General features: G+C 48.0%; 22 protein-coding genes and 2 riboswitches. Of the genes, 8 read left to right on the top strand and 14 right to left on the bottom strand.

Translation table 11 applies throughout. The features are described from left to right. Positions 1-150: 150 nt before the first annotated feature. From ACYQ2M_RS22480 to ACYQ2M_RS22435, 10 genes are all read right to left on the bottom strand, one after another. A complete protein-coding gene (locus tag ACYQ2M_RS22480) occupies positions 151-540 on the bottom strand; it encodes a YccF domain-containing protein (protein WP_459918639.1) in 390 nt (129 codons plus the stop codon). Next, positions 537-746, bottom strand: coding sequence for a 2-hydroxymuconate tautomerase family protein (locus tag ACYQ2M_RS22475; RefSeq protein WP_459918638.1), 210 nt, complete (start codon positions 744-746; stop codon positions 537-539). The genes ACYQ2M_RS22480 and ACYQ2M_RS22475 overlap by 4 nt, the downstream gene beginning before the upstream one ends. A gap of 98 nt (positions 747-844) precedes the next feature. Further along, positions 845-1636, bottom strand: a complete 792-nt coding sequence (locus ACYQ2M_RS22470) for a sirohydrochlorin cobaltochelatase (protein ID WP_459918637.1) — start codon at positions 1634-1636, stop codon at positions 845-847. A 313-nt stretch (positions 1637-1949) separates the two neighbouring features. Further along, positions 1950-3335: a tetratricopeptide repeat protein gene (locus ACYQ2M_RS22465; protein ID WP_459918636.1), complete on the bottom strand. Its 1386-nt coding sequence runs from the start codon at positions 3333-3335 to the stop codon at positions 1950-1952. Further along, positions 3335-4093: an energy transducer TonB gene (locus ACYQ2M_RS22460; protein ID WP_459918635.1), complete on the bottom strand. Its 759-nt coding sequence runs from the start codon at positions 4091-4093 to the stop codon at positions 3335-3337. Before ACYQ2M_RS22460 ends, ACYQ2M_RS22465 begins: the two co-directional genes overlap by 1 nt. 8 nt (positions 4094-4101) lie before the next feature. Continuing rightward, complete coding sequence (locus tag ACYQ2M_RS22455; protein ID WP_459918634.1) at positions 4102-4521, bottom strand: ExbD/TolR family protein; 420 nt, start codon at positions 4519-4521, stop codon at positions 4102-4104. Between the two features lie 11 nt (positions 4522-4532). Next, a complete protein-coding gene (locus ACYQ2M_RS22450) occupies positions 4533-5108 on the bottom strand; it encodes a MotA/TolQ/ExbB proton channel family protein (RefSeq protein WP_459918640.1) in 576 nt (191 codons plus the stop codon). A gap of 26 nt (positions 5109-5134) precedes the next feature. Continuing rightward, complete coding sequence (locus ACYQ2M_RS22445) at positions 5135-6589, bottom strand: DUF3450 family protein (RefSeq protein WP_459918633.1); 1455 nt, start codon at positions 6587-6589, stop codon at positions 5135-5137. A 175-nt stretch (positions 6590-6764) separates the two neighbouring features. Continuing rightward, positions 6765-7535: a DUF3450 domain-containing protein gene (locus ACYQ2M_RS22440; protein WP_459918632.1), complete on the bottom strand. Its 771-nt coding sequence runs from the start codon at positions 7533-7535 to the stop codon at positions 6765-6767. A 240-nt stretch (positions 7536-7775) separates the two neighbouring features. Beyond that, positions 7776-8522 (bottom strand): hypothetical protein, encoded by a 747-nt coding sequence (locus ACYQ2M_RS22435; protein WP_459918631.1) that lies wholly within the window; start codon positions 8520-8522, stop codon positions 7776-7778. Between the two features lie 216 nt (positions 8523-8738). Next, a riboswitch (cobalamin riboswitch) is annotated at positions 8739-8918 on the bottom strand. A gap of 151 nt (positions 8919-9069) precedes the next feature. Here ACYQ2M_RS22435 and ACYQ2M_RS22430 point away from each other — a divergent pair. Further along, entirely contained in the window at positions 9070-10437 is a 1368-nt protein-coding gene (locus tag ACYQ2M_RS22430; protein WP_459918630.1) for a tetratricopeptide repeat protein, read from the top strand. Positions 10438-10819: 382 nt separating this feature from the next. Here the strand turns inward: ACYQ2M_RS22430 and ribB are convergent, their stop codons facing one another. Further along, positions 10820-11473: a 3,4-dihydroxy-2-butanone-4-phosphate synthase gene (gene ribB / locus ACYQ2M_RS22425; protein ID WP_459918629.1), complete on the bottom strand. Its 654-nt coding sequence runs from the start codon at positions 11471-11473 to the stop codon at positions 10820-10822. A 308-nt stretch (positions 11474-11781) separates the two neighbouring features. Further along, a riboswitch (FMN riboswitch) is annotated at positions 11782-11930 on the bottom strand. A gap of 382 nt (positions 11931-12312) precedes the next feature. On the opposite strand from ribB, the gene hmcA reads away from it, so the two are divergent. The 7 genes from hmcA (at position 12313) to ACYQ2M_RS22390 (ending at position 18420) form a co-directional block, all read left to right on the top strand. After that, entirely contained in the window at positions 12313-13899 is a 1587-nt protein-coding gene (gene hmcA, locus ACYQ2M_RS22420) for a sulfate respiration complex hexadecaheme cytochrome HmcA (protein WP_459918628.1), read from the top strand. A 12-nt stretch (positions 13900-13911) separates the two neighbouring features. Beyond that, positions 13912-14928 carry a sulfate respiration complex iron-sulfur protein HmcB gene (gene hmcB, locus ACYQ2M_RS22415; RefSeq protein ID WP_459918627.1) on the top strand — a complete coding sequence of 339 codons (1017 nt, stop codon included), beginning with the start codon at positions 13912-13914 and terminating at the stop codon, positions 14926-14928. Further along, on the top strand, positions 14925-16103 hold the full coding sequence (gene hmcC / locus ACYQ2M_RS22410; protein ID WP_459918626.1) for a sulfate respiration complex protein HmcC: 1179 nt from the start codon (positions 14925-14927) through the stop codon (positions 16101-16103). The genes hmcB and hmcC overlap by 4 nt, the downstream gene beginning before the upstream one ends. Positions 16104-16162: 59 nt before the next feature. Continuing rightward, complete coding sequence (hmcD, locus tag ACYQ2M_RS22405) at positions 16163-16294, top strand: sulfate respiration complex protein HmcD (RefSeq protein ID WP_459918625.1); 132 nt, start codon at positions 16163-16165, stop codon at positions 16292-16294. A 1-nt stretch (position 16295) separates the two neighbouring features. Further along, positions 16296-17006 carry a hypothetical protein gene (locus ACYQ2M_RS22400; RefSeq protein WP_459918624.1) on the top strand — a complete coding sequence of 237 codons (711 nt, stop codon included), beginning with the start codon at positions 16296-16298 and terminating at the stop codon, positions 17004-17006. A gap of 250 nt (positions 17007-17256) precedes the next feature. Further along, positions 17257-17670, top strand: a complete 414-nt coding sequence (locus ACYQ2M_RS22395) for a 4Fe-4S dicluster domain-containing protein (protein ID WP_459918623.1) — start codon at positions 17257-17259, stop codon at positions 17668-17670. Positions 17671-17757: 87 nt separating this feature from the next. Then, the gene (locus ACYQ2M_RS22390; RefSeq protein ID WP_459918622.1) at positions 17758-18420 is read left to right on the top strand and encodes a methylenetetrahydrofolate reductase C-terminal domain-containing protein; all 663 of its coding nucleotides are present in this window, start codon (positions 17758-17760) and stop codon (positions 18418-18420) included. Here the strand turns inward: ACYQ2M_RS22390 and ACYQ2M_RS22385 are convergent. The 3 genes from ACYQ2M_RS22385 to ACYQ2M_RS22375 all read right to left on the bottom strand — a co-directional run. Further along, positions 18411-18749 (bottom strand): hypothetical protein, encoded by a 339-nt coding sequence (locus tag ACYQ2M_RS22385; protein WP_459918621.1) that lies wholly within the window; start codon positions 18747-18749, stop codon positions 18411-18413. The two genes, ACYQ2M_RS22390 and ACYQ2M_RS22385, sit on opposite strands and share 10 nt — an antisense overlap. A 45-nt stretch (positions 18750-18794) precedes the next feature. After that, a complete protein-coding gene (locus tag ACYQ2M_RS22380) occupies positions 18795-20357 on the bottom strand; it encodes a carbon-nitrogen hydrolase family protein (RefSeq protein ID WP_459918620.1) in 1563 nt (520 codons plus the stop codon). Then, positions 20342-21623, bottom strand: a 1282-nt coding sequence (locus tag ACYQ2M_RS22375) for an adenosylcobinamide amidohydrolase (protein WP_459918619.1), incomplete at its 5' end; no start/stop codon positions are given. The genes ACYQ2M_RS22375 and ACYQ2M_RS22380, both read right to left, overlap by 16 nt.

Genomic DNA, 21623 nt, shown 5'->3' with positions numbered 1-21623 from the left:
CTCAGGGCTTTTTTGTTTTGGGCACACTTCAAAACGCATTTTCAGCGAAAATCTGGGCTTGGTCACAACATGGACCACAATTGAAGACTTCTGTGTGTTTTTTTAGGGGCTTTTTTATGTGCTTTGAATCATGTCGCTCCAAGGTGTTTTTTACTGAATTGCTACCGGTTTTTTTCCCAGCGGTGCAAAACATACCATGGCCAGTCGGAAATGGGCAAATCCGAATGGAATTCCGATGATGGTCAGACACAGCGATGCCCCCACAAGGATATGTGAAACAGCAAGCCAGATGCCGGCGAGAATGATCCATAAAAAATTAGCAAGTCCGGTGCCTGCAATTCTATCCTCGCCCATTACCCGGGAATCAACAAGCTCCTTTCCAAAGGGAAAGGCGGCAAATCCTGCGATTCTGAATGCTGCATAGGCAAAGGGAATGCCTATAATGGTTATAAATAGCAGGCTGCCCAGTATCATCCATAAAAACCAGGAAATCAAACCACCTCCAAAAAAAAACCAGATAATATTTAATAGCAATGTCATTTGTTTGTTCCTTGACGCAATTGCGTTACCGCCTGGCCAGCAATTCCCCAGTTATCGGTTTCCACCTCATCAATGACCACCACCGTGGTGGCGGGATTTTTACCCAGTACGTCTACCAGCAGCTGGGTAGCGCCTTTTATCAGTGCCTGTTTTTGTTCGGTGGTGACGTTTTCGTTGGTAATTTTAATATTTACGTAGGGCATCATGGATCTCCTCATATTTACTTTGGGCTTGATCATAAAGATGGGCCGGGCCCGTATGATAACATATTTCAATATTCGTTGTGTTCGGCAGGACATGCTCGTTATAGAGGAATGACATCCAGGGCTTCTTTGATGTGTCTGCAGAAAATTTCTGTAATGCCGTCGATGTTGCCCAGGCCATGGGAGACCACCGTAACTTCAATATCATTGCGTTCAAAAGTTTTTTGCCATGAATCGGCCTCCTGGGTGAGATCTTCAATAAAATGAACCCCTGCCACCAGCAGCAGGGGAATTATCCGTACTTTTTTAAAACCCTTTTCCTGAATTCTGCCCAGGGTTTCTTCCATTCCTGGAAATCCTTCCACCACCCCCGTAAACACCCTGGTTCCATATTTTTTTCTCATGATGGTTTCCAGGGCAAAATAGGCGGTCCAGGAGGGGTGGTCCGTGCCGTGGCCCACCACGACAATGGCTTCATTTTTATCCGTTGAAATCACCGGGCTCAGTGCCTTGCTTACTTCCTGAAAGTCCAGGGGAGAAGACAGCAGGGGCAGCCCCAGTGACAGGCGGATATTTAGATGATTGCGTGCGGTCGCCAGTCGGTGCAGTTCATGGGCACCGATGAGATGAAGCGATTGCAGTACGGCCCATGAATGACCCTGTTTTTGAAGATTTACCAGCACTTCTCCAGGATCTTTGATATCCAGGCGGCTTTTGTTTTTTAAGGCTTTTTTAACCATCCGGGATGTGTACGACCAGATGATGGTGTAATCGGGAAGCCTTTTTTTAAACACGGCGTCCATGTGTTCATAGGTTGAGAATGATTTGGCTGTGGTGCCGAAGGCGGCCAGAACAATGGGGACTTCTTGTCGTGTGGGATTAAGAGGGGGCATTTGAGGCTCCTGTAAAAGTTTGTTCCCTTGAGTTTTCATCTCTGAGTTTTGTCTTCTGGCGGGGCAGATAAATAATCAGAGGAATTTTTTTGGATTTTCATTTATCCAGGTAAGGGAGTTGTTTTATTGTGTGCCCGTTGATTTACGTATCATGGTGCAGGGGTTGAAGTTATTTTTTTGTAAACGGTCGGCTTGGCACTGTAAATATGTGGGCCGTGTACCATGGTTGCTTAGCTGGGACTGCGTAGAATACGAATGCTGTGTGAGCGGGCCCAAATAAGTTAAAATGGTGTGCTGGCCGAATCTTTATTATTTATTTCTTTTCTTTCAAGAGTTTAAGTGCCTGGTGCGCTGATTTTTTTTGTTTTTTAAATTTACTCGCCTGCTCAAAGGCTGTTTTTGCCCGGTTCGGCTGATCCAGATTCCATGCACAATAGCCTAACAGCAAAAGATATTCTCCGGGTTTTTTTGCTTTTTTGATTATTTGTTCATAAACTTCGGCTGCCTTATTATATTGTTTCATCTCATAGAGAAGGGCTGCTTTTCTTGTTAAAAGCTCAAAATCAGATTTCAGGGCAAGCCCCCGGTCAATCCAGACAATGGCTTTGTCAGGCTCATGAGCTGCAGTGCAGGCATGAATCATTCGCTTTATTATTTTGAAATTTTCATCTTTAGAAAGGATGGTTTCGTAAATCTTTGATGCCTGGGAAGGAATACCCATAGATAGATAAAGATCCGCCATCAGGCGTTGTTCTTCGCTGGAGGTGGGAGTGAGATAGCTGTAAATGACAAGATGGCTTAGGCCGTTTTTAAGGTCATTGCGGTTGAGATAAAGATGGGACACGGCCTTCCACCACCGGGGTTCTGTGGGATCGGTGCGGGTGAGCATCTTTCCGTATGCCAGGGCCTTTTTTTCCATTTTGAGCTGCAGATATTGGTAAAGCAGAATTTCCTGCCATTTTTTCTTTTTTTTGCCGGTGAATTTTTTTGCCAGGATTTCCACATGGGGCAGGGCAGTGGTATTTTTATCCATGGCAAAGAGAATGCTTACAAAGGTTTCCCGTCTTTCCAGGGAAAATGCGTTTGGATGTTGTCGTATCAAACGTTCGAAGATCTTTAATGCACGGGTATTCTCATGGGACTGAAAATAACAGATGGCGGCATAATAGAGATGATCGGCATTTTTGGTGTCACTGGTGTCATAGCCCTTTATGAAGGCATCTGCGGCATCTTTCATCCGTCCCAGATCATATCGGCATTTGGCCAGGTTGAGCCATGCCGGTGCAAGCTCCGGTTTTTTTTTCACCGCCTGTTCATAGGCTTTTATCGCTTTGTTTAGCCAAGTTTTATGTTGTTTTGTATTTGATTCAGAACCCATGAGCAGGGTGTTGCCAAGGAGAAAGTCAATGTAATAATGGCTGTATCCTTTTTTTGCAGCTGTGGAGGCATCAACTTCTTTTTGCTTGTCCCTGAATTTTTCAAGGACAGTGATGGCCGCTTCAAGTTGTCCTTGTTGGATCAGGGTCTGTGCCTTGGTGACGCACATGCCGGCTGCCAGGGGAAGTGCTGTTTCTGGGCTGGTGGCAGCACCGGCGGTGATGAGTCCCATGTTCAATAAAATCATTAAACCGGTGGCCAGTACCAGTAGGGGCTGTGAAATATGGGTTCTGAAAAGGCCCCTTGTGTTAAAGTGTTTCATTATTTCTCCAGCTCAAATCGAATGGTGGTCTCTGCCAGTGTGTCCACAGGAATGCCCTCCACGGTGCCGGGTTTGAATTTCCATTGGGAGATGCAGTTGATGACGCTTTTGTCAAATACATTTTCCGGTTCTGCTTCAAGGATGGTGGGTTGTTCTACCCTGCCCTGGGTGTTTACCCGGAATTTTACTTTTACCCATCCTTCAATGCCCCGTCTCATGGCCCGCATGGGGTACATGGGTGGAATTTTGGCAATGGGCGTGAGGGGGTTGTCCAGTTCTCCCATTTCATAGATTCCCTTTAATGTGGGGGCCGCCATGGAAAAATGTTCCATGGGTGGCATGGTGAGACTGGTGGGGGTGGCAGGCAGTTTCGGGTTCAGCTGAAAGGGAAGGCGGGGCTTTAACTGCATGGGTTTTTGCTTTACCACCCGGGTAGGTGTGGTGGTTTTTATCCGCTTGGGTTCCTGTTTGGGTTTGGGTTTCTTAAGCTCTTTTTTCCGAGGGGGTGTTTCCCTGTGTTTTACCCGGATTACCTGAATAGGCTTAATATCCTCAAGCGCTTCTTGATCCTGGGGGATTAAATGGATGAGACCGGGCATGAGACCAAACAAGGTGATATTTAAAATGGCCGACAATACTATGGCAAGGCTCCAACCCATGAAAGATTTCAATCTGGATTTCCCGATATTTTTTTTATCGGTAAAGAGGGATGATGCCCGGGTGGTGGTGTTGGTTTCCGTAAGAGGGGTTGCTTTCATGAAAAAGCCTATTGCCCCCGGGGCAGGCTGGCTGCCAGGGCTACGTTTTCCGCCCCGGCCAGCTTGCAGTTATCCATTACGTTGATCACAAGACCGGTGAGGCTTTCCTTGTCTGCCACAATGACCACTGCTGCCTCCGGGTTTTCAGCCAGGGCTCGTTCCACATTGGCCCGAACGGCCCTGGGGTCAATTTCTCGTTTGTCCATGTGTACGGTATTGTCTTTTGTAACGCCGATGAGGATGGTGGTGCCGGTTTTACTGACAGCGGTGCTGGCTGCCGGGCGGGATATGTCCACCCCGGTCTCTTTGACAAAACTGGTGGTCACCAGAAAGAAGATTAATAAAATAAAAACCATGTCAATAAGCGGGGCAATGTTGAGTTCCAGATTGCCTTTTTTGCCCCGTCGGGCCGCTGTGATGTTCAGCATGGGTTATTTCCTTACAAAAAGCGTCTCAGGTACATGCCTGTGGCTGAGATGCGGTGTTTCAGGTTATTGGCCCGCCGTTTGAGAAAGCCGCTCATGTATAATCCGGGGATGGAGACCAGAAGGCCCGTCTGGGTGGTGATAAGGGCCACGGAGATGCCACCAGCCATGGCCTTTGCATTGCCCGTACCAAAGACTGTGATTACGTCAAAGGTGGCCATCATGCCCACCACGGTGCCAAGCAGTCCCAGAAGAGGGGCCACACCGGATAAGACACCAATAAGGGCAAGATGGCGATCCATTTCCGATGTCAGCCGAAGAACGGTTTCATCAAGGATAAATCCGTCCAGATCACGGTCTCCGGTTCTTTGACTTAGAAATTCCCGGACCAGGAGAGAGTTAGCTCCCTGGTACTTTTTATGGGGCATCTGGTTTTTTTGTATTAATTGTCCGGCTTCAATGCGGGGAATATTTTTGATGAACAGTTTGCGCATCACATAGACCCGGTTGATGATGAGCATCCACATGATAAAAGATACCAGGAGAATGGGATACATCACCTCGCCGCCGGAGCGGATATAACTTTCCATGTGAAATAGAAATTGGTCCACGACGTTTATTCCCTGCAGGTGTTTCGGGATTTAAAAACCATATTAACAAAGGATACAGACTTCTCTTCCATTTTACCGATTTCCATTTCCACCCGCCGGTTTAAAAGGGTGTGGAAAAACATGATGGGGATGGCCACGGAAAGGCCCAGCATGGTTGTCACCAATGCTTCTGAAATACCTCCAGACATCATTCTTGGATCACCGGTACCGTAATAGGTTATCACATGGAAGGTGTTGATCATGCCTGTGACGGTGCCCAAAAGCCCCAGAAGGGGTGCGATGGCCGCCAGCATTCCCAAAGTGGAAAGAAAACGTTCAATGCGGGGAATTTCGTTTAATATGGCCTCCTGCAGCGCATTTTCCATGTCCACCCGTTCCCGGTCTTTAAATTCCAGTGCTGTCAGCAATACTTTGGGGATCAGTTTTTTGCGTTTGGATTCCAGCAGCGCACGGCACTCCTCCCATTGATTTGTATCCACCAGGCGCTGTATCTTTAGCATGAAGGTATCGGCATTCATCCGTTTGCTCAGTAGAAAAAAGACCCGTTCCATTAGGATGATGAGGGCCAGCGCCAGAATAGCCACAAGGGGCCACACGATGGGGCCTCCCTTGGGAATTTGTTCCCACAGGTTTAGTTGGTGGGTGAGTTGCCGGAGTGCTCCGCCCTTGGAGATATCCATGACAACATCGCCTGTTGTTTTGTCCATGTAATCTTTGATATTGCGGGCCATCCAGGCATCAGGCAGTCTGGAAAGAGCAAAAAACCGACGGCTTTCATCCGAGTAAATGAGAAATCCGGTTTCATCGTCCAGGCTGTACATGCCGGTGAAATTGCCGATGATTAAAAGCGTGGCCTCCCTTTCTTTGCCCTGACGGTCCACAATAATACCTTTGGTCAGCTTTACCTCTCCTGAAGATTGTATTTCATTAAACAATAGAGATACCATGCGGCGGATGTCTTCCATGGATGGGAATTTTTCCTGGTTGATCAGGGGAGAAAGAAATAGATGACGGTCCGGGTCAAGGGCACTCTGGATGCTCTGGATGAGCATGCTTTCAAGATCCTTGGCGTTACTTCTGATAAATCCGGATAATTCCCGGTTAACTGCTTGGGTTTCGATGAGGGAGTCTTTGATCTTATCTGCGGCCGTCATGGTTTCTTCTATGCGTATTCTGATGGCGGCGTTGTCCTGTTCCAGGGTCTGGTTTTGCACCTTGATGTCCTCAATGGCGGCCAGTAAGCTTTCGCGGTCCTTGGTGATGTCTGCTTTCTTTTTTAAGGCTTCCTGCTTAGCCTTTTTTAATTCCAAGGCTGCCTGTTCCTGTAGGGCGTTTTTTTGCTGAATCAGGGTCATATGGGTCTGACGCATGTCCTGGGATATGGCCGGAGTGCTGGTGCAGCAGTATATCACAAGGGCAACCATCAATATTCGGCTGCAAAATAGGTTCAAGGTTTTCATTTTTTACTCCTTAATAACTGCCACGGGCAGATTATATTCTGATCTCGCTCTGCCCACAACGAAGCATGAAAGAATGTTAGGATGGCCTACTCTTTCTTTTAAACGACCAACTACAACTGAAAAAATAAACGGATGTATTACCCGGAACTCACAGCGTGCAGTATCATTTGTTTGTTCATCTGGCAAGTTGCCCGATGGGAAGGGAAATTATTTCCACTGTGCGTCGCTTGCTGCCCATTTCCACGGCGGCAATAACAGGCGAAAGATATTCCGCAGCAAGGGGTGTCCATTGGTTTTCTGCTACATTGAATACTCCGGCTGTTTTATGGTCCAGGGTAAGGGCAAACAGCGATATTCTGCCAAGTCGAAAAATATCTGCAAGTACCTCATTGCCGGAGAGTGAAATTTTGTCCTGGGTTACCTCAATGGTGTTACCGTATTCGGCTTCCACGAAAAGGGTCTCCATCACTTTACGGTATTTTTCGGCTATGGAGATTTCAATATCTTCCATGATGGCGGCAAGCTTCTGCAGGCGGTTTTTCCGCTCTTCGCTGAGGAATGGGGGATCATTGGAGACCAATGCATTGAGGGAGCTCTGTACCTCCTGTAAAAAGGGAAGCATTTCCCTTTGAATTTTTTCATGGGCGTTTTTTTCTGATTTTAGATTTTCCAGAAGCGTGTTGTGAGCGTTTTCTTCCTTGGTGAGTGCCTTATGGGTTTCCTTTAACAGGACGTTCTGCTCTTTGAGTTGCTCATAGGTGATGAGCAGGCCCGCCTTCTCTTTTTCCCATTGATCTTGTTTTTTCTGCGTGTTCTGACGGGTGACAATGGAATTGTCCACTTTCTTTTTGACGGATTCAGCTGTTTGGGAGCTGAAAGCCGTGGATGTGGACAGCAGCACAAGTAGAATGCTTATGGAAATGGTCCGTTGTAGTAATAAAATCATTAATGTGTCCTGTCTGTATGGTTCTGTGTGTTTTTGTTATTCATCTGCCCATTTGTCAGGAAGGATAAGAATGCGGGGCTAAATTTAAACTCCGGGCAACTCTTTCCCCGGGGAAAATGTCATGGGTTTCTTTATACCCATGCTGACGGATTCATGCAAGCCCTTTTGGAGAGACCTCTGTTATGCTCTCCGGCTTTTATGTTCCCCGGTCTGGATTTAACCTTAGCCTTGATTTGTATGTCACGGAGTACATGGACGTTTGATCTTTGGATTGAAAGGGTTAAAAATGCTGATGGGGGCATTGGAATCAAATTCCAATGCCCCAGAAACGCAGTCATCAGCTACATCGAGGAGAAAACAACGGCACTTCCGGTCATATTGTTTAAAAAAAATGATAATTTTCCAAAACAGTGTGCCAAAAGCTATGGTCCGAACGGCCGGTATTCCGTTCTTCGCCGTTTTATGTGATATCAGGGAAGGCATCGGACCCATGTCACTAAATCCGATGTCCCTGTTGTCACCTGAAGGAAAGAGGAAAAAATGAAAGTGATCCAAAAGGCACCGGGATATTTGATTTGTAACCAGATCCCTTATCAACCCGACTGAACCAATGAATTTCATGGCGTCAGCCATTTTTTGGAAAGGGATCGCATCTGTTAGCTTTTTGACAAACGCGCCCGCAACGCGATCCCGGTGCCTTTTGGAAATCGTATATACGTTGATGTTTTGAATATCTTTACAACGGATTGTGTCTGATCTGTGTGGATGTTGGACTGAAATATTATGGAGGCAGGAAAGAAACCGTGGGCAGGAACAGAAAAGATCATGTATGCATTGGTGGCGGGCAGCCGTGATGGCCCCCTTGATCCGATCTTTACGGAAAAGGCGCATACTGTTTGGGTAAGCCGATTTTTCACATGCAAGATGTTTTTTACGGTGTGCCATATAAACAAGATCCCATAAATACAAAAAATCCACAGATTCCAATTCTCAATCCGTGGATTTCCCTTTTTTATCCATGGGATATTCGGGTATCTGCATTCCCATGCAGCACTCACCCTGAGACAATTTTTTAATACAGTCTGTGATTTACTGATACGTCATGGATAGATCTTGATCATGCATCAATACGCTATCCGAATTATTTTCACTACAACTGTACCGACGGAAGATTTTTGTGTTTGATATCTTCCAGTGCCGGATTGTCTTTATCTTCACCAGGCAGGTCTTCTGACTTTCGGATCATTCTATTGACTGCGTCTTCCCGGAATTAATATCCAGTGACATTAATGCAGCGTTCGTCCCCGATTACAGCGGTGGGCCCGCTCCCGATTTTCACGGGATTCCCTATTGAGCAACAGCACCTGATAAAACTGATTTGCAAATTACAAAGTAAAAATAAGAATGTCAAGGGGAAAAAATATTTTTGGGGTATGGCTCTGTGTTGCCGGTTCCGGTTTGTTTGAATAATGATTTCGTGATATGGAGGAGGTTATGAGCAAGCCCATTAATTTTCAACTGATGTGGAACTGAAATGATAAATGAACATGTGATGCCCCGTAACCCCAAAAAATACTCAATGCTGGACAAGCGCACCAAAGAAGATCTCGAATATATTTTCAAGAAAGCGTCGTCAGCCCACAGGCAAGGCAGGTTTGCACAGGCAGAAAAAGGCTATCGGAAAGTATTGAAAAAAAGGCCGGACTGGGGGCGGGCGCTGAATGCACTTGGAACCTTGTTTCTTGATCGGAATCAGGTGGATAGGGCGGAAAAAATATTTGAACAGGCAGTACGGCTTACACCTCCCCATTTATCCGCATGTTATAATCTGGGCAGGATGAAACAGATTGCAAATGATCACAGGGCAGCCGTACCAATATATAAAATTATGCTCAATGAACAGCCTGACATTGGCGAAGCATGGAATAATTTGGGGGTGGCATACCGGGAAACCGGGCAGCCGGATGGTGCCATTTCCTGTTTTCGCAAGGCTGTGATGTTTGCCCCTGAGATGGCAGAGGCCTGGAACAACCTTGGCGTGGCCCAGGATGAGTCGAATCTCATTGGGGACGCATTAAATTCATATAAAAAGGCCATTGAGATACAGCCCCATTATGCTTCAGCCCACTTGAACCTCGGCATTTCTCTTCAAAAACAAGAACGATTCAGGGAGGCGGAGAAACATTACAACAAGGTGCTTGAAATTCAGCCGGATAATAAGGCGGCAATATTCATGCGTCAAAGCATGGGCCTTTCAAAAGCACCGGATGCAGCTCCCGTGGAGCATGTGCGCAGTATCTTTGATAGGTGTGCCGAAAATTTTGAGAAGATTCTGGTGAAGGATCTTGAATACAAAACCCCTGAACGTCTCTTTGAGCTTGTGCAGCCGCATTTGACTGAAAAAATGAATATTCTGGATCTTGGCTGCGGTACCGGGCTGGGCGCTGGGCTCTATAAACCCTTTGCAAAAACCATTACAGGCGTTGATGTGTCGTCCAAAATGCTTGAAAAGGCAGCTGAAAAGAAAATTTACAGTCGGCTGGAAATTTTTGACATACTTCAGGAGTGGAATTTTCCCCGGAAATTTGATCTGATTTACAGTTCTGATGTCTTTGTATATTTCGGTACTCTGGATGCCATCATTAACTCCGCATCTTTATGCCTTGTTGATGATGGAATTCTTGCATTTTCAGTGGAACTGCTGGAGGATAATAGTCTGGAGTATCAGCTTTTTCCCAGTGGCCGTTATGCTCATTCCCAAGCCTATATTAAAAAATGTCTGAATCGGCATGGATTTCAATTAATAGAAAATACCGAAGCAGGTATCAGAAAACAATCCGGTAAGCATGTTAAAGGGTTATTGATTGCCGCAGTAAAGCATTCTTTGACACAGACCTCTTGATGTTCAAGGGGGTTTCTTATCGACTTGTCCGTCCGATGTTATCCGATCCAATATCGCATAATGTGCATCTTGAATTTTTTTAACCGTACCTCATATGAGTTCTGTGTGTGTGGAAGTGGGCGGGTCTTAAAATTGGTATGTGGTGTCATGGCGTACCTGGGGAAAAACCCGCCATACCAGTGCTGTGTTTTTTAGTATGTATCTCCTGATGTTTAAGAAACAGTGAAATATGGGGGACAGGCCACGTTTTTTTGAGATCATCGTGATCTGCCCCCATTCGCACCCTTCGGCCTGATTTTTGTGTTGTTTTAGTAAAAAATGGAACGATATTTTTGTTTCCGGCATGGGAGCTGTCTTGATAACTTGCCCATGTGTTATTCGATCAGGTACTCATGGTCTGCTCCTGGGACCTGTAGGCAACAATGTCTTCAATGCTCAGTACAGGAAAATCATGGGCCTCGGCAAAGTCAATAATTTGGGGCAGCTTTGCCATGGTGCCGTCGGTGTTGGTCAGTTCGCACAGTACGCCTGCCGGATACAACCCTGCAAGGCGCATGAGATCCACGGTTCCTTCTGTGTGCCCCCTTCGCTCAAACACGCCGTTGGCCGCAGCTCGCAGGGGAAATACATGGCCCGGGCTGTGAATGTCTGCACGGGTGGCATCGGGTGCTGCCGCACACCGGATGGTGGTGGCACGATCCGCCGCAGAAACTCCCGTTGTAACACCGCTTGCCGCTTCAATGGAGATGGTGAACGCGGTCTGGTAAACAGATGTGTTGGTGCTTACCATCTGGGGCAGGCCCAGCTGTTCCACCTTTTCCGGGGGCAGGCAAAGACAGACAATACCGCTGCACTCCCGGATGAGAATGGCCATCTGTGCCTCGGTGATAGCTTGGGCAGGAAAGATCAGATCTCCTTCATTTTCCCGGTCTTCATCATCCACAAGCAGAACACCTTTGCCGTTGGTAAGGGCATCAAGGGCTTTGTTCACCCTTTCAACCGGACTTCCAAATTTTGAAATAGATACTTCATTCATGAAAAACTCCCTTTTCTTCGATGATACCGTTCAGGCAGAATCTGCCTGAATACCGGCACATCAAAGGCTATTATAAGAAAAAATCATAATATCAGGGAAAGATGGTGGGAAATGAAACATCTATGATAAGGGGCGCAGCCGTTTTCAAGTTATCGTTTTCCCGAAAAGGCATCAACAAAATGCTGCAACCCGGGCTTGATCAACGATAAATCAATCAAAACCGAAGACCTAATCAAAGATATTTTATTGCAGTCGCAAAAAAACGCCACAACACCGCCGCAGTTCCATACAGAACTTGTCCGGCAGCCCTTTATTCTCTCCCATCCGGACTTTCACCGTCGGCTCTGGAGTTTCACCAGATCTGCTGACCCTGCTTAAACCGCAGGCGCTCGCGGGCTTATTTGATTTTATCAAAATCACCGCCGGTGGGGAATTTCACCCCGCCCTGAGAATTCAAAGGCACTATAGCTCAATAAAAAATCGTGTCAATGAAAAATCATGCCAATGAAAAATGGAAATCATTTTTCCACCGCAAGTTAAGTCTGAAAAATGGATTGATTTTTAGCTACACTCTGTGGTATCACTGCCCTTCTTAAAAATTGATATTCTGTAAATTCTTATGTTTTGTATGGTATGCACTGCTTTAGAATTAGCATGGCGTACATTATGTTGACCCCAAGAAAACATGGCAACCCAAGGAATTTATGACTGAGGATTAAAAAAAGATATACTAACAAAATTATTTTGATTCGGGTTTTATGTGCTTAAAAAATAAAATAAAATATGCGGTTCCGGGCTTCGTTTTTTGTATTTGTCTCCTGTCAGCAACCTTGCCGGACATGGTTGCTTGCCACGACGGCATCAGTCATCTTTCCGCCGTTGACACCGTCCGGCCCGATGTAATCATGATTGATTCCATGAAAGTATTCGGTGCCCTTGAACGAGCACCGGTTCCATTTCTCCATGACCTCCATGTCCAGGGAGTACTCGATTCCCCCACGGGCAAGAAGCGTCCTTTGAAAGAGACCTGTGGGGTATGCCACCTGTCCGATGACGGAGAAATGTCATGGAAATTCATTCGACTTCGGGACACTACCCGCGATGAAGTCAGGGATGTTTTCCATGCCAACTGCATGGCGTGTCATGAAAAGATGAAGATAAAACAGGAACCCACAGGGCCGCTTTCCTGCGGGGAATGTCACGTCAACGCCCCCCGCGTCACCTTCACCCGGGTGCCCATGGGGTTTGACAAGTCTCTCCATTATCGTCATTCCAATGCCTATCAGGACAAATGCGGTACCTGTCACCACGAATACGATTCAAAAACCCGGACCCTGTCACACACACCTGGAAAGGAAGACACCTGCAGAGTTTGCCATGAAAAAGGGTCAACGACAAACCCTGTTTCCATGAGAAACGCTTCCCATCGTTCCTGTATCGGTTGTCATTTGAAAAACACAGCTGTCGATCCTCCCGGAAAAAATAATAACGGCCCGCTTTACTGCAGCGGCTGCCATGATCAAGGCGCTGTGGCATCCATTCCGAAACTTAAAGCCATACCCAGAATAAAGCGAAATCAGCCCGACACAGTGATGATAAAAACCGGTGATATTGACGTGGATGAAACGTATCGAAATCGCATGGACTTTGTACCCTTTGACCACGAATCCCATGAAACTTACAGTGAAACCTGTCGGGAATGCCACCACGCCGGCATAAGTTCTTGTAATAAATGTCATAGCCTTAAGGGTTCTGAAAAAGGGGATTATATCAAGTTGGAACTGGCCATGCACCAGCCGGGCTCTCTGCAAAGTTGCAGGGGGTGTCATGAAACGGAGCAGAAAAAGAGAGCCTGCATTGGATGCCATGCTTTCCTTGGCGGTGACAGGGATTATAATCAGAAAGAATGCAGTAAGTGCCATATGAAAAGTGATGCTCCTGCAGGTACCGCATCTTCGGAGGACCTCATTGGCCCAGCCATGGACGGCGCCTCGAAAAATTTAAAAGAGAATCAAGCGGTTGCAGCCTCATTGTTGACATCCAGAAAAATGATCCATGCCACCTATACCGATGCGGAAATCCCTGAAACTGTTGTCATTGAAGAACTGGTTGATCAATATGAACCCGTAATATTTCCCCATCGTAAAGTGGTTAAGTCTCTGCTTCAGGGGGTAAAGGGCAACACCCTTGCCAACTATTTCCACTCCAATAAGGGAACCTTCTGCCAGGGGTGTCACCATAACAGTCCGGCCACGGAAAAACCCACCCAATGCGGGAGCTGTCATGGGAAACCGTTTAATGAACGGGATCTGCTTAAGCCGGGGCTGATGGGAGCCTTTCACAGGCAGTGTCTGGAATGCCACCGTCTGATGAATATCTCATCACCTGCGGGATGCACCGAATGTCATGAAAAAAAACAGAAATAAAGAGGAAAAAAGGTGTCCATAACAAGAAGAAAATTCATTGAATGGATGGGACTTGCCGGAGCGGGAACGGCGCTGGGGCCTTTGCAGGCCCAGGCTGCATCCAACGCCGCATTCAAAGGCTATCCCGACAGTTTTGGTGTGCTTCATGATATTACTGCCTGCGTGGGTTGCCGCTCCTGCGAGGAGGCCTGCAACCGGATTAATGTCTTGCCTGATCCGGATCACCCTTTTAATGATGCCGGTGTGTTCGGAGAAAAAAGAAGGCCCACCACCAAAGCCTATACAGTGGTAAACCGGTATGACAGCCCTGAAAAAGACGTCTCTGGCGGAGGTGATCACCCCGGCTCTCCTCTTTTTAGGAAGACCCAGTGCAACCATTGCCTGGAACCGGCCTGTGCATCAGTGTGCTTTGTCAAGGCCTTTGAAAAAACGGCAAAAGGACCGGTGGTCTATGATCCCACGGTGTGTGTGGGATGCCGTTACTGTATGGTTGCCTGTCCCTTTGAGATTCCTTCCTATGAATATGAGGAGGCATATACCCCTTCGGTGGTGAAATGCACCATGTGCTCCCACCGTGTTGAAAAGGGAGAATTGCCCGGGTGCGTGGAAGCCTGTCCCACGGAGGCATTGATTTTTGGTAAGCGTAAAAATCTGCTCAAGATCGCCCGGGAGAAAATTCGGAAACATCCCCACCGCTATCTGAATCATATCTATGGAGAAAAGGAGATGGGCGGAACCAGCTGGATGTATCTTTCCGGTGTGCCCTTTAGTGAGGTGGGGCTGCGGGAAGATCTGGGAGAAACCCCGGCCCCGGCCATGACTTCCGGTGCATTGGGGGTTATTCCCATGGTGGTGGGACTCTGGCCAGTGTTTCTGGCAGGCATGTACGGTATGAACAGACGGCGGGAAAAGATCGCCCAGGAAGAGAAATCCCGGGCCGTGGCCCATGCCCTTGACCGGGCACAGACCCAGGAAAACCCATCTACGGCAAAGGGCACCCACAGTCGGAACATCGGAGGGGAAAAATGATCAAGGCGGTGCAAAAAACAATGGCCCGGTTGCCTTGGACACCCTGGAGGATTATAACCTGCGGTATCCTGGTGATGGGGTTTTATTTGACCATTGAACGATTTACCCAGGGGCTGGGCGCCGTCTCCAGCCTTTCGGATACGGCTCCGTGGGGCCTTTGGATCGGTTTTGATCTCATGTGCGGAGTGGCCCTGGCAGCCGGGGGGTACACTACCTCGGCCGCATGTTATCTGTTCGGCATGAAACGGTTTCATTCCGCCGTTCGCCCTGCCATTCTCACGGCCTTTTTAGGATATGCCACGGTTCTGGTTTCCCTGCTGTACGATGTGGGAAGACCGGTTCGTCTGCTGCTGGCCTATCCGTTTGTGGTGCAGCAGGGAACCACCTCTCTGCTTTTTGAGGTGGGGCTTTGCGTCAGTTTGTATCTTACGGTATTGTTTCTTGAATTTTCACCCATTCCCCTGGAGTGGCTGGGCATGCGAAGGCTGCGCACCACGATGGTGAAACTGACCATGGGACTTACCATTTTAGGGGTGTTGCTTTCGACCTTGCATCAGTCCTCACTGGGAGCCCTTTTTCTTATTGCCCCTTCTAAACTGCATCCCCTGTGGTACTCCCCATATATTGCCGTGTTCTTTTTTGTATCAAGTATTGTGGCTGGCCTGGCCATGGTGATTTGCGAGGCATCGCTTTCCCATAAATTTTTCCATGATAAAATGGATGCCACCTACCTGGCTGAACATGATCCCCTGGTGTTTCAATATGGAAAAGCTGCCGCCCTGGTGCTGGCCGGTTACTTTACCATCAAATTGATCGGCATTTCCACCGGCAACGCATGGCACTATCTTTTTACCGGCTATGGCGCGTGGTTTCTGGTGGAACTTCTGGGGTTCGTACTGCTACCCTGCTTTCTTTTTGCCGTGGGCTCCCGCAACCGGGACCCGGGGTTGATCAAATTCTCCGCCATACTTTCGGTTTTGGGCATTGTGCTTAACCGGCTCAATGTTTCCCTCATTGCCTTTAACTGGCACCTGCCCTGGAAAGAACGCTATATTCCCCACTGGAAAGAGGTGGCTTTGTCTGTGTTCATGGTTACCTGTCTTATACTGATTTTCAGATTTGTGGTTACACGCATGCCTGTGTTTCATGAACATCCCGATTATTCATCCCATTGAAACAACACAACCTGTTAACAAAGCGTTTTAAATTCACATTTTAAGGAAACATAAATCATATGGAATCACAATTTAACACACTCCAGGAGTTCATGCTCCATGCCGAATCCGTTACCTATATTGTTCTGGCCCTGGGCCTTGTGGGTTTTCTGGGGTTCTGGTTTTTTTTGACGGGAAAAGATGAGGGATGATATGACAATGATGGCGATGCACCACCTGTTAAGTGGTCCCATGGTGTGGATCGCTGTTGGGGTTTTTATGGCAGGTACGGTATGGCAGACCGTGCGTTTTTTTCTTTTTACACGGAAACATCCGCTCCGGCCACGAAGGTTAGCCACGAAAAAGCCCTCTGTGAACCATGAAAAAAAAGATCTCATCGACCGCACCTCTTTTAAATATCGGCTGTCACTGTTGAGGCTGACCCTGCCGGGACGGCGTCCTTTTTTTACATTGATGACTACTTTATTTCATTTGAGCCTGCTGATGCTGCCCTTTTTTATTCAGGGCCATACCATGATGGTGGGATTTGCCACGGGGATATATGTTCCGGCTCTGCCCGATGTAGTGGTGGATCTGCTGACATTATTAACGTTTTTGTGGCTGTTTATTTTCTTTATACGGCGGATGTGTATTCGGGAGGTTCGTTCCATCACCACCCTTTCTGATTTCGGCATGCTTGCTCTGGCAGCGGCTCCGTTTTTGACCGGATTCATGGCCTATCATCAGTTTTTTGATTACCGTACCATGCTTGTTTTGCACATGGCCGCAGGGGAAATAATGCTTATGCTGATTCCCTTTACCCGGATGATTCACATGCTTTACTTTTTCCTGAACCGGTTCATCATGGTGCATCAATATACCCTGGGGAATCGGGGCACCCGGTTATGGACTGCCCGGGTGTAAACGGCGAGACAAAAATTAACCAGACCACCCATGCAGCCAAGCTTTATGGCTTGTGTCTATGGTAACTCATGCGTCCTAAGTTTTCATTTTTTATACTACATGTAATTGTTTTGATTTTCATGAAACACATTATGTGGTGGTAAGTGGAAGAACTTATGACTGACGAGTATGGTAAAAATAAAGGGCATAAAATATCATCATGTCCCTGCTGAAACCCGGACCCGTAAAAACATGGAGACCCAAACCACCCATGGAGGCCACAGACCCCGTCAATGTCAAGGAGATTCAGCGTATTCTCCAGCAAAACAAAATGCAGATAGCCATGTCACTGAAAGTGTGCGCCCATTGCAGTCTTTGTGCGGACAGCTGCTTTCTCTACCGTTGTCGGCAACAGAAACCGGAATACATGCCCTCCCATAAATTCATTAATTCTCTGGGAATAATTTATAAGAAAAAAGGAAATGTCTCCCGGCAGGAGCTTGTGGCCATGCGGGAGATTTTGTGGGAACGTTGCGTGTTGTGCACCCGGTGTTATTGTCCACTTGGCATTAATATTCCGGAATTGCTCAGCCTGGCGCGGCGTATTTGCCGTTCCCAGGGAATTTTTTATGAACCGCCACGGGCGGACCGGAATTGTGAATTTGGGTTAGCCCACAATAAATAATGAAAATGGCATGATGCCGCCCCGATGGACGACAAGTCCGGCCCCGGACCGTCGGCGGCCCTTTTGCCATGGTCAACTGAGGTAAATATGATAAAGGTAATAGAAAAACCCCTTGAACAAATAGTGGACGCTGTTGACGGATATGACAAGGTGCTGGTGTTGGGGTGCGGTGGTTGCGCATCGGTGTGCCTCGGCGGTGGTCAGCGCGAGGTGGACCATCTCTGCCTGGATCTTGAAATGGTATTCAAGGATCATCCCCGAAAACGATTTGTCCGGGGATACACCATTGAACGCCAGTGTAACATGAGCTATATTGATGAGCTGATTTCCATCATTGACGATTTTGACGCAGTTCTCTCCATGGCCTGCGGTGCCGGAGTCCAGTATGTGGCCGAGGCCTATCCCCATATCCCTGTATTTCCGGCGGTGAACACCGCTGCCATCGGCATTGATAGGGACATAGGTGTGTATGAGGAACGATGCCGGGCCTGCGGTGAGTGCGTGGTGGGCTTCACCGGTGGGGTATGTCCCGTGACCCGGTGTGCCAAGGGGCTGTTCAACGGACCCTGCGGCGGCACCAACAATGGCATGTGCGAAATAGATGACTCCATTCCCTGTGCCTGGATGGATATTTTTCATCGTTTAAAAGCTCAGGACCGCCTGGACGATATCATGAAAGTACGTCCGCCCATGGAATGGAAGAACCAGACCCAGCGCACGGTTATCCAGAAACGATATTATCAGGGTTGAATAGGAAAAAGTCCGATTTTTTCAAAGATGGCCTTGACCGCATCAGAATTTTCCACGGTGAATCCAATGCGGCACCATCCCTTGTGAAGGGTGATACGAAAAATCATGTCCCGTTTTGGTCTGCCCGAGTCCCAGGGAAACCAGGTGGTGAAATCCCCGGTGCCGTGGATTCGCCATTTGCCGCTCATTAGGGTGGGTTTTAAAATTTCCAACTTTTTGATGTTGCTGAAATCAATTTTTTTGTCACCCAGGGGAAAATAGTAGTGTCGGAACAAGATGGTATCCTGGGTGATTTCAACCAGTTTGTCTTTATAAACGATCTGTTTCATTGGCGTTTTTTTCTCCTTGGGATTTACGGGTTTTTTCTGGATCAATCAGGTCTGGCACAATAAGGTCATAAAATCCAGCCGGTCCTGGAATTTTTTGGACCGGGTTTCATTTGAGTCAAGCATTGTCCGGCACACACCAGGCGCGTTGGTCAGTGTTTCCTTCCATCGGTCATGGGACTCCGGGGGCTGACAGATAAAGCCCATATTATGACCGGCCACGGCAATGTTGATGCGCTCCAGGGTTTTTGCCGCTGCCATGATCTGCCAGGAGGGCTCAATATGCCCGACACAGGAAAAAAGTACATCACACCCCAGTTTGGCATGGGCCACGGCCACCTCGGGGTGGGTCAATTCGTCAGGGGTGCAGATACCGGCACGGATGGGGCCCATGTCCACAATGGTGCGGTAACAATCTCCACCGGGCAGGGAGTTTGCTTTGCTGATGCACTTCTTTGTCCAGTTGTTTCCATGGTGGTACACCATGCCGTCCGGGGTCATGAAAATTTGTCTGGAGGTCCCGGCTTCATCTCTGAATCCCAGGCACACCGCTTTTTTTGAACCCTGGATTTGCTGTTTAATAACGGGAAGCAGGGCCATTACATTCTTTTGGTGGGGAAGTTCTGGAAAAAGCAGCACGCCAAGATTGGATTTTCCCGGGATCTGGTGTTTTTGTACAATATCCGGGATGGACTTAAGCGTGGCAACCTGGGTGTAACAGGATATGTCATAAAGGCCCGGGGGGGCAAGATCGTAGTAAGATGTGTAATCCCCGCCACCATAGGTGACATGCCGCATGTCCAGGTAGATGGGCCGGTATCGTTCCGGATGACGCTGTTTGAGTCTTTCAAAGCGCTTTGTCCGGGCCAGGAGCCCCTTTTCCAGGGGAATATTTACGGTCATCAGGGCAGAGCTTGATGATTCCTGGTTCAGAAGGGTTCGGCCATGGGGATCAAAGGCGCAGGAAGGGGCATTGTCACAGGACATGGTACGATCCTTTCCTCCCCGATTGCAACCTACCATGTAAACACCGTTTTCCAAAGCCCGGACCCGCCACAGTTCTGCCGGGTCCAGCCCCCCCCGGGGCCAGTTGGCAGGGGCAATAATGAGGTCTGCTCCTTTAAGGGCGGTCTGACGGGGCATGAGTCCATGGTAGGTATCTGAACAGATCAACACACCAATTCTTCCCCAGGGGGTTTCAAAAAAATTATCCTGCACGCCGTTACCCGGGCAGGCCCATCGGGTTTCTGCATTGATTTTATGATATCTGCACACAATATTACCCCCGGGGTCCAGAACCAGGGCAGAATTGTAATAAATACCGCTTTCAGCGTCTTTTTCTGCAAATCCTAGGCAGATGAATACACCGTATTCCTGGGCAATGGCCTGCAATCCGGTCATGGTGGGGCCGCTGTCAGTTTCCACATGGGGGGCAATGTCTTCCAGGGATTGGAAACTATATCCGGGAATGGCCATTTCCGTGTTAACGATGAGTTGATGGCCTTTCCGGGCAGCTTTTTCATTGAGGTTTAAAAGTGTTTTACGGTTCTGTTCTGGATTTTTATACCGGACATTCAGGTGAACCAGTCCGATTTTTAGTTGTTTTTCCATTTTTCTTTAAATCCCATGGCCATGGCCTGGTAAACCAGTTGCAGTAGATGGATATCATCCACTGTGATAAGGGTCTGGGAAAGACGTTGGTAATAATCTGGAATTTGATGGATATTTCCAGAAACAGCAGCTGCCAGTTGTGCACCGTAGCTGGACCATATCTCTTTCATGCATCCTTTGGGTAAAATGCCCCAGGCCCACTTGTCCCGCAGGTGCATCAGGGCTGCGGCAGCAGCCACGGCAAGGGGATCCCGGTTGACACTGTCAAAATTATTTTTCAGCAGGGTGGCTGTTTCTTCATCCAGAAATTTGCTGATTTCTTCCAGCATTTTTGTCTTGTCCGTACCTAGGCGTTCAATGTGAATCTTTATGGACCGTTGGCCCTGGGGTGTCAATTCATTTTGAAGTTTCAGTGTTTTTTTCACCGCTTTTTTTACGGTTTTGCCGATGAGTTCTCCAAGTTTGGTGTGTTTGCCTGAACTGGTCAGGGGTATTCCATCCCCCAGTTGGCAGGCAATACCCATCTGGTCCGTTCCGGTACCGGTGGCAAGTTCCGGTGAATACCGGGAATTAACGGCCAGTTCCTGCAAAGCTGCACTTTTGGCTTCCGTGGCGGTGATTATGGCCCGGACAAGGGCTCCCCGGGTAAGGGTGCGATTGATAAAGACCATTATGTTGATGGTGCCGGGGGTGGGCTTTTTATCTGGAAGGGATTCATGGATGAAGGTGCCGTCTGTTTCATGATAGTGGGCCGGATCACCAGCCCGTCCTGCATTGGCTTCCACACCTCCGGTGGCAACGGCAACCACGGTGAGTTCCTTGAATTCCAGGGATTCCACTGCGGTATAATTCATATTGGCAGCTGTTCCCAATGATGCGCAGGTGGTGTGATCCAGATCTTCTTCCCTGCAGATGCTTTCAAGATAGGCTTCCGGTTCCCGGACAACGGAAGCGGCCCGGGCAAATTTATGATTGCAGGGTTCACAGGACTGGTGGTTGAGCAATGTGGTGATGTCATCCCGAAGACCGCCGTTGATCCGGCAGGTGGAGACCACCGCGTGGGGTATATTGAACCGCGCGTATACTTTTTTGTTGTTCCTGTGAAGGGTCAATGCGTCGTAATAGGTACCCAATAGCACTTTTATCTCCTGTTTTTTTTTATAAGAAAGAGTCGGTAAGTCTAACGCTCTTTCATGCTTCGTTGTGGGCAGAGCCGGATCGGAATACGGTCTGCCCGTGGCAGTTATATGAAAAGACAGCCTCCAA

Source organism: Desulfocicer niacini, from assembly GCF_054657595.1.
The sequence above is the reverse complement of the archived record's forward strand: the minus strand, read 5'-3'. Positions and strand labels throughout refer to the sequence as shown.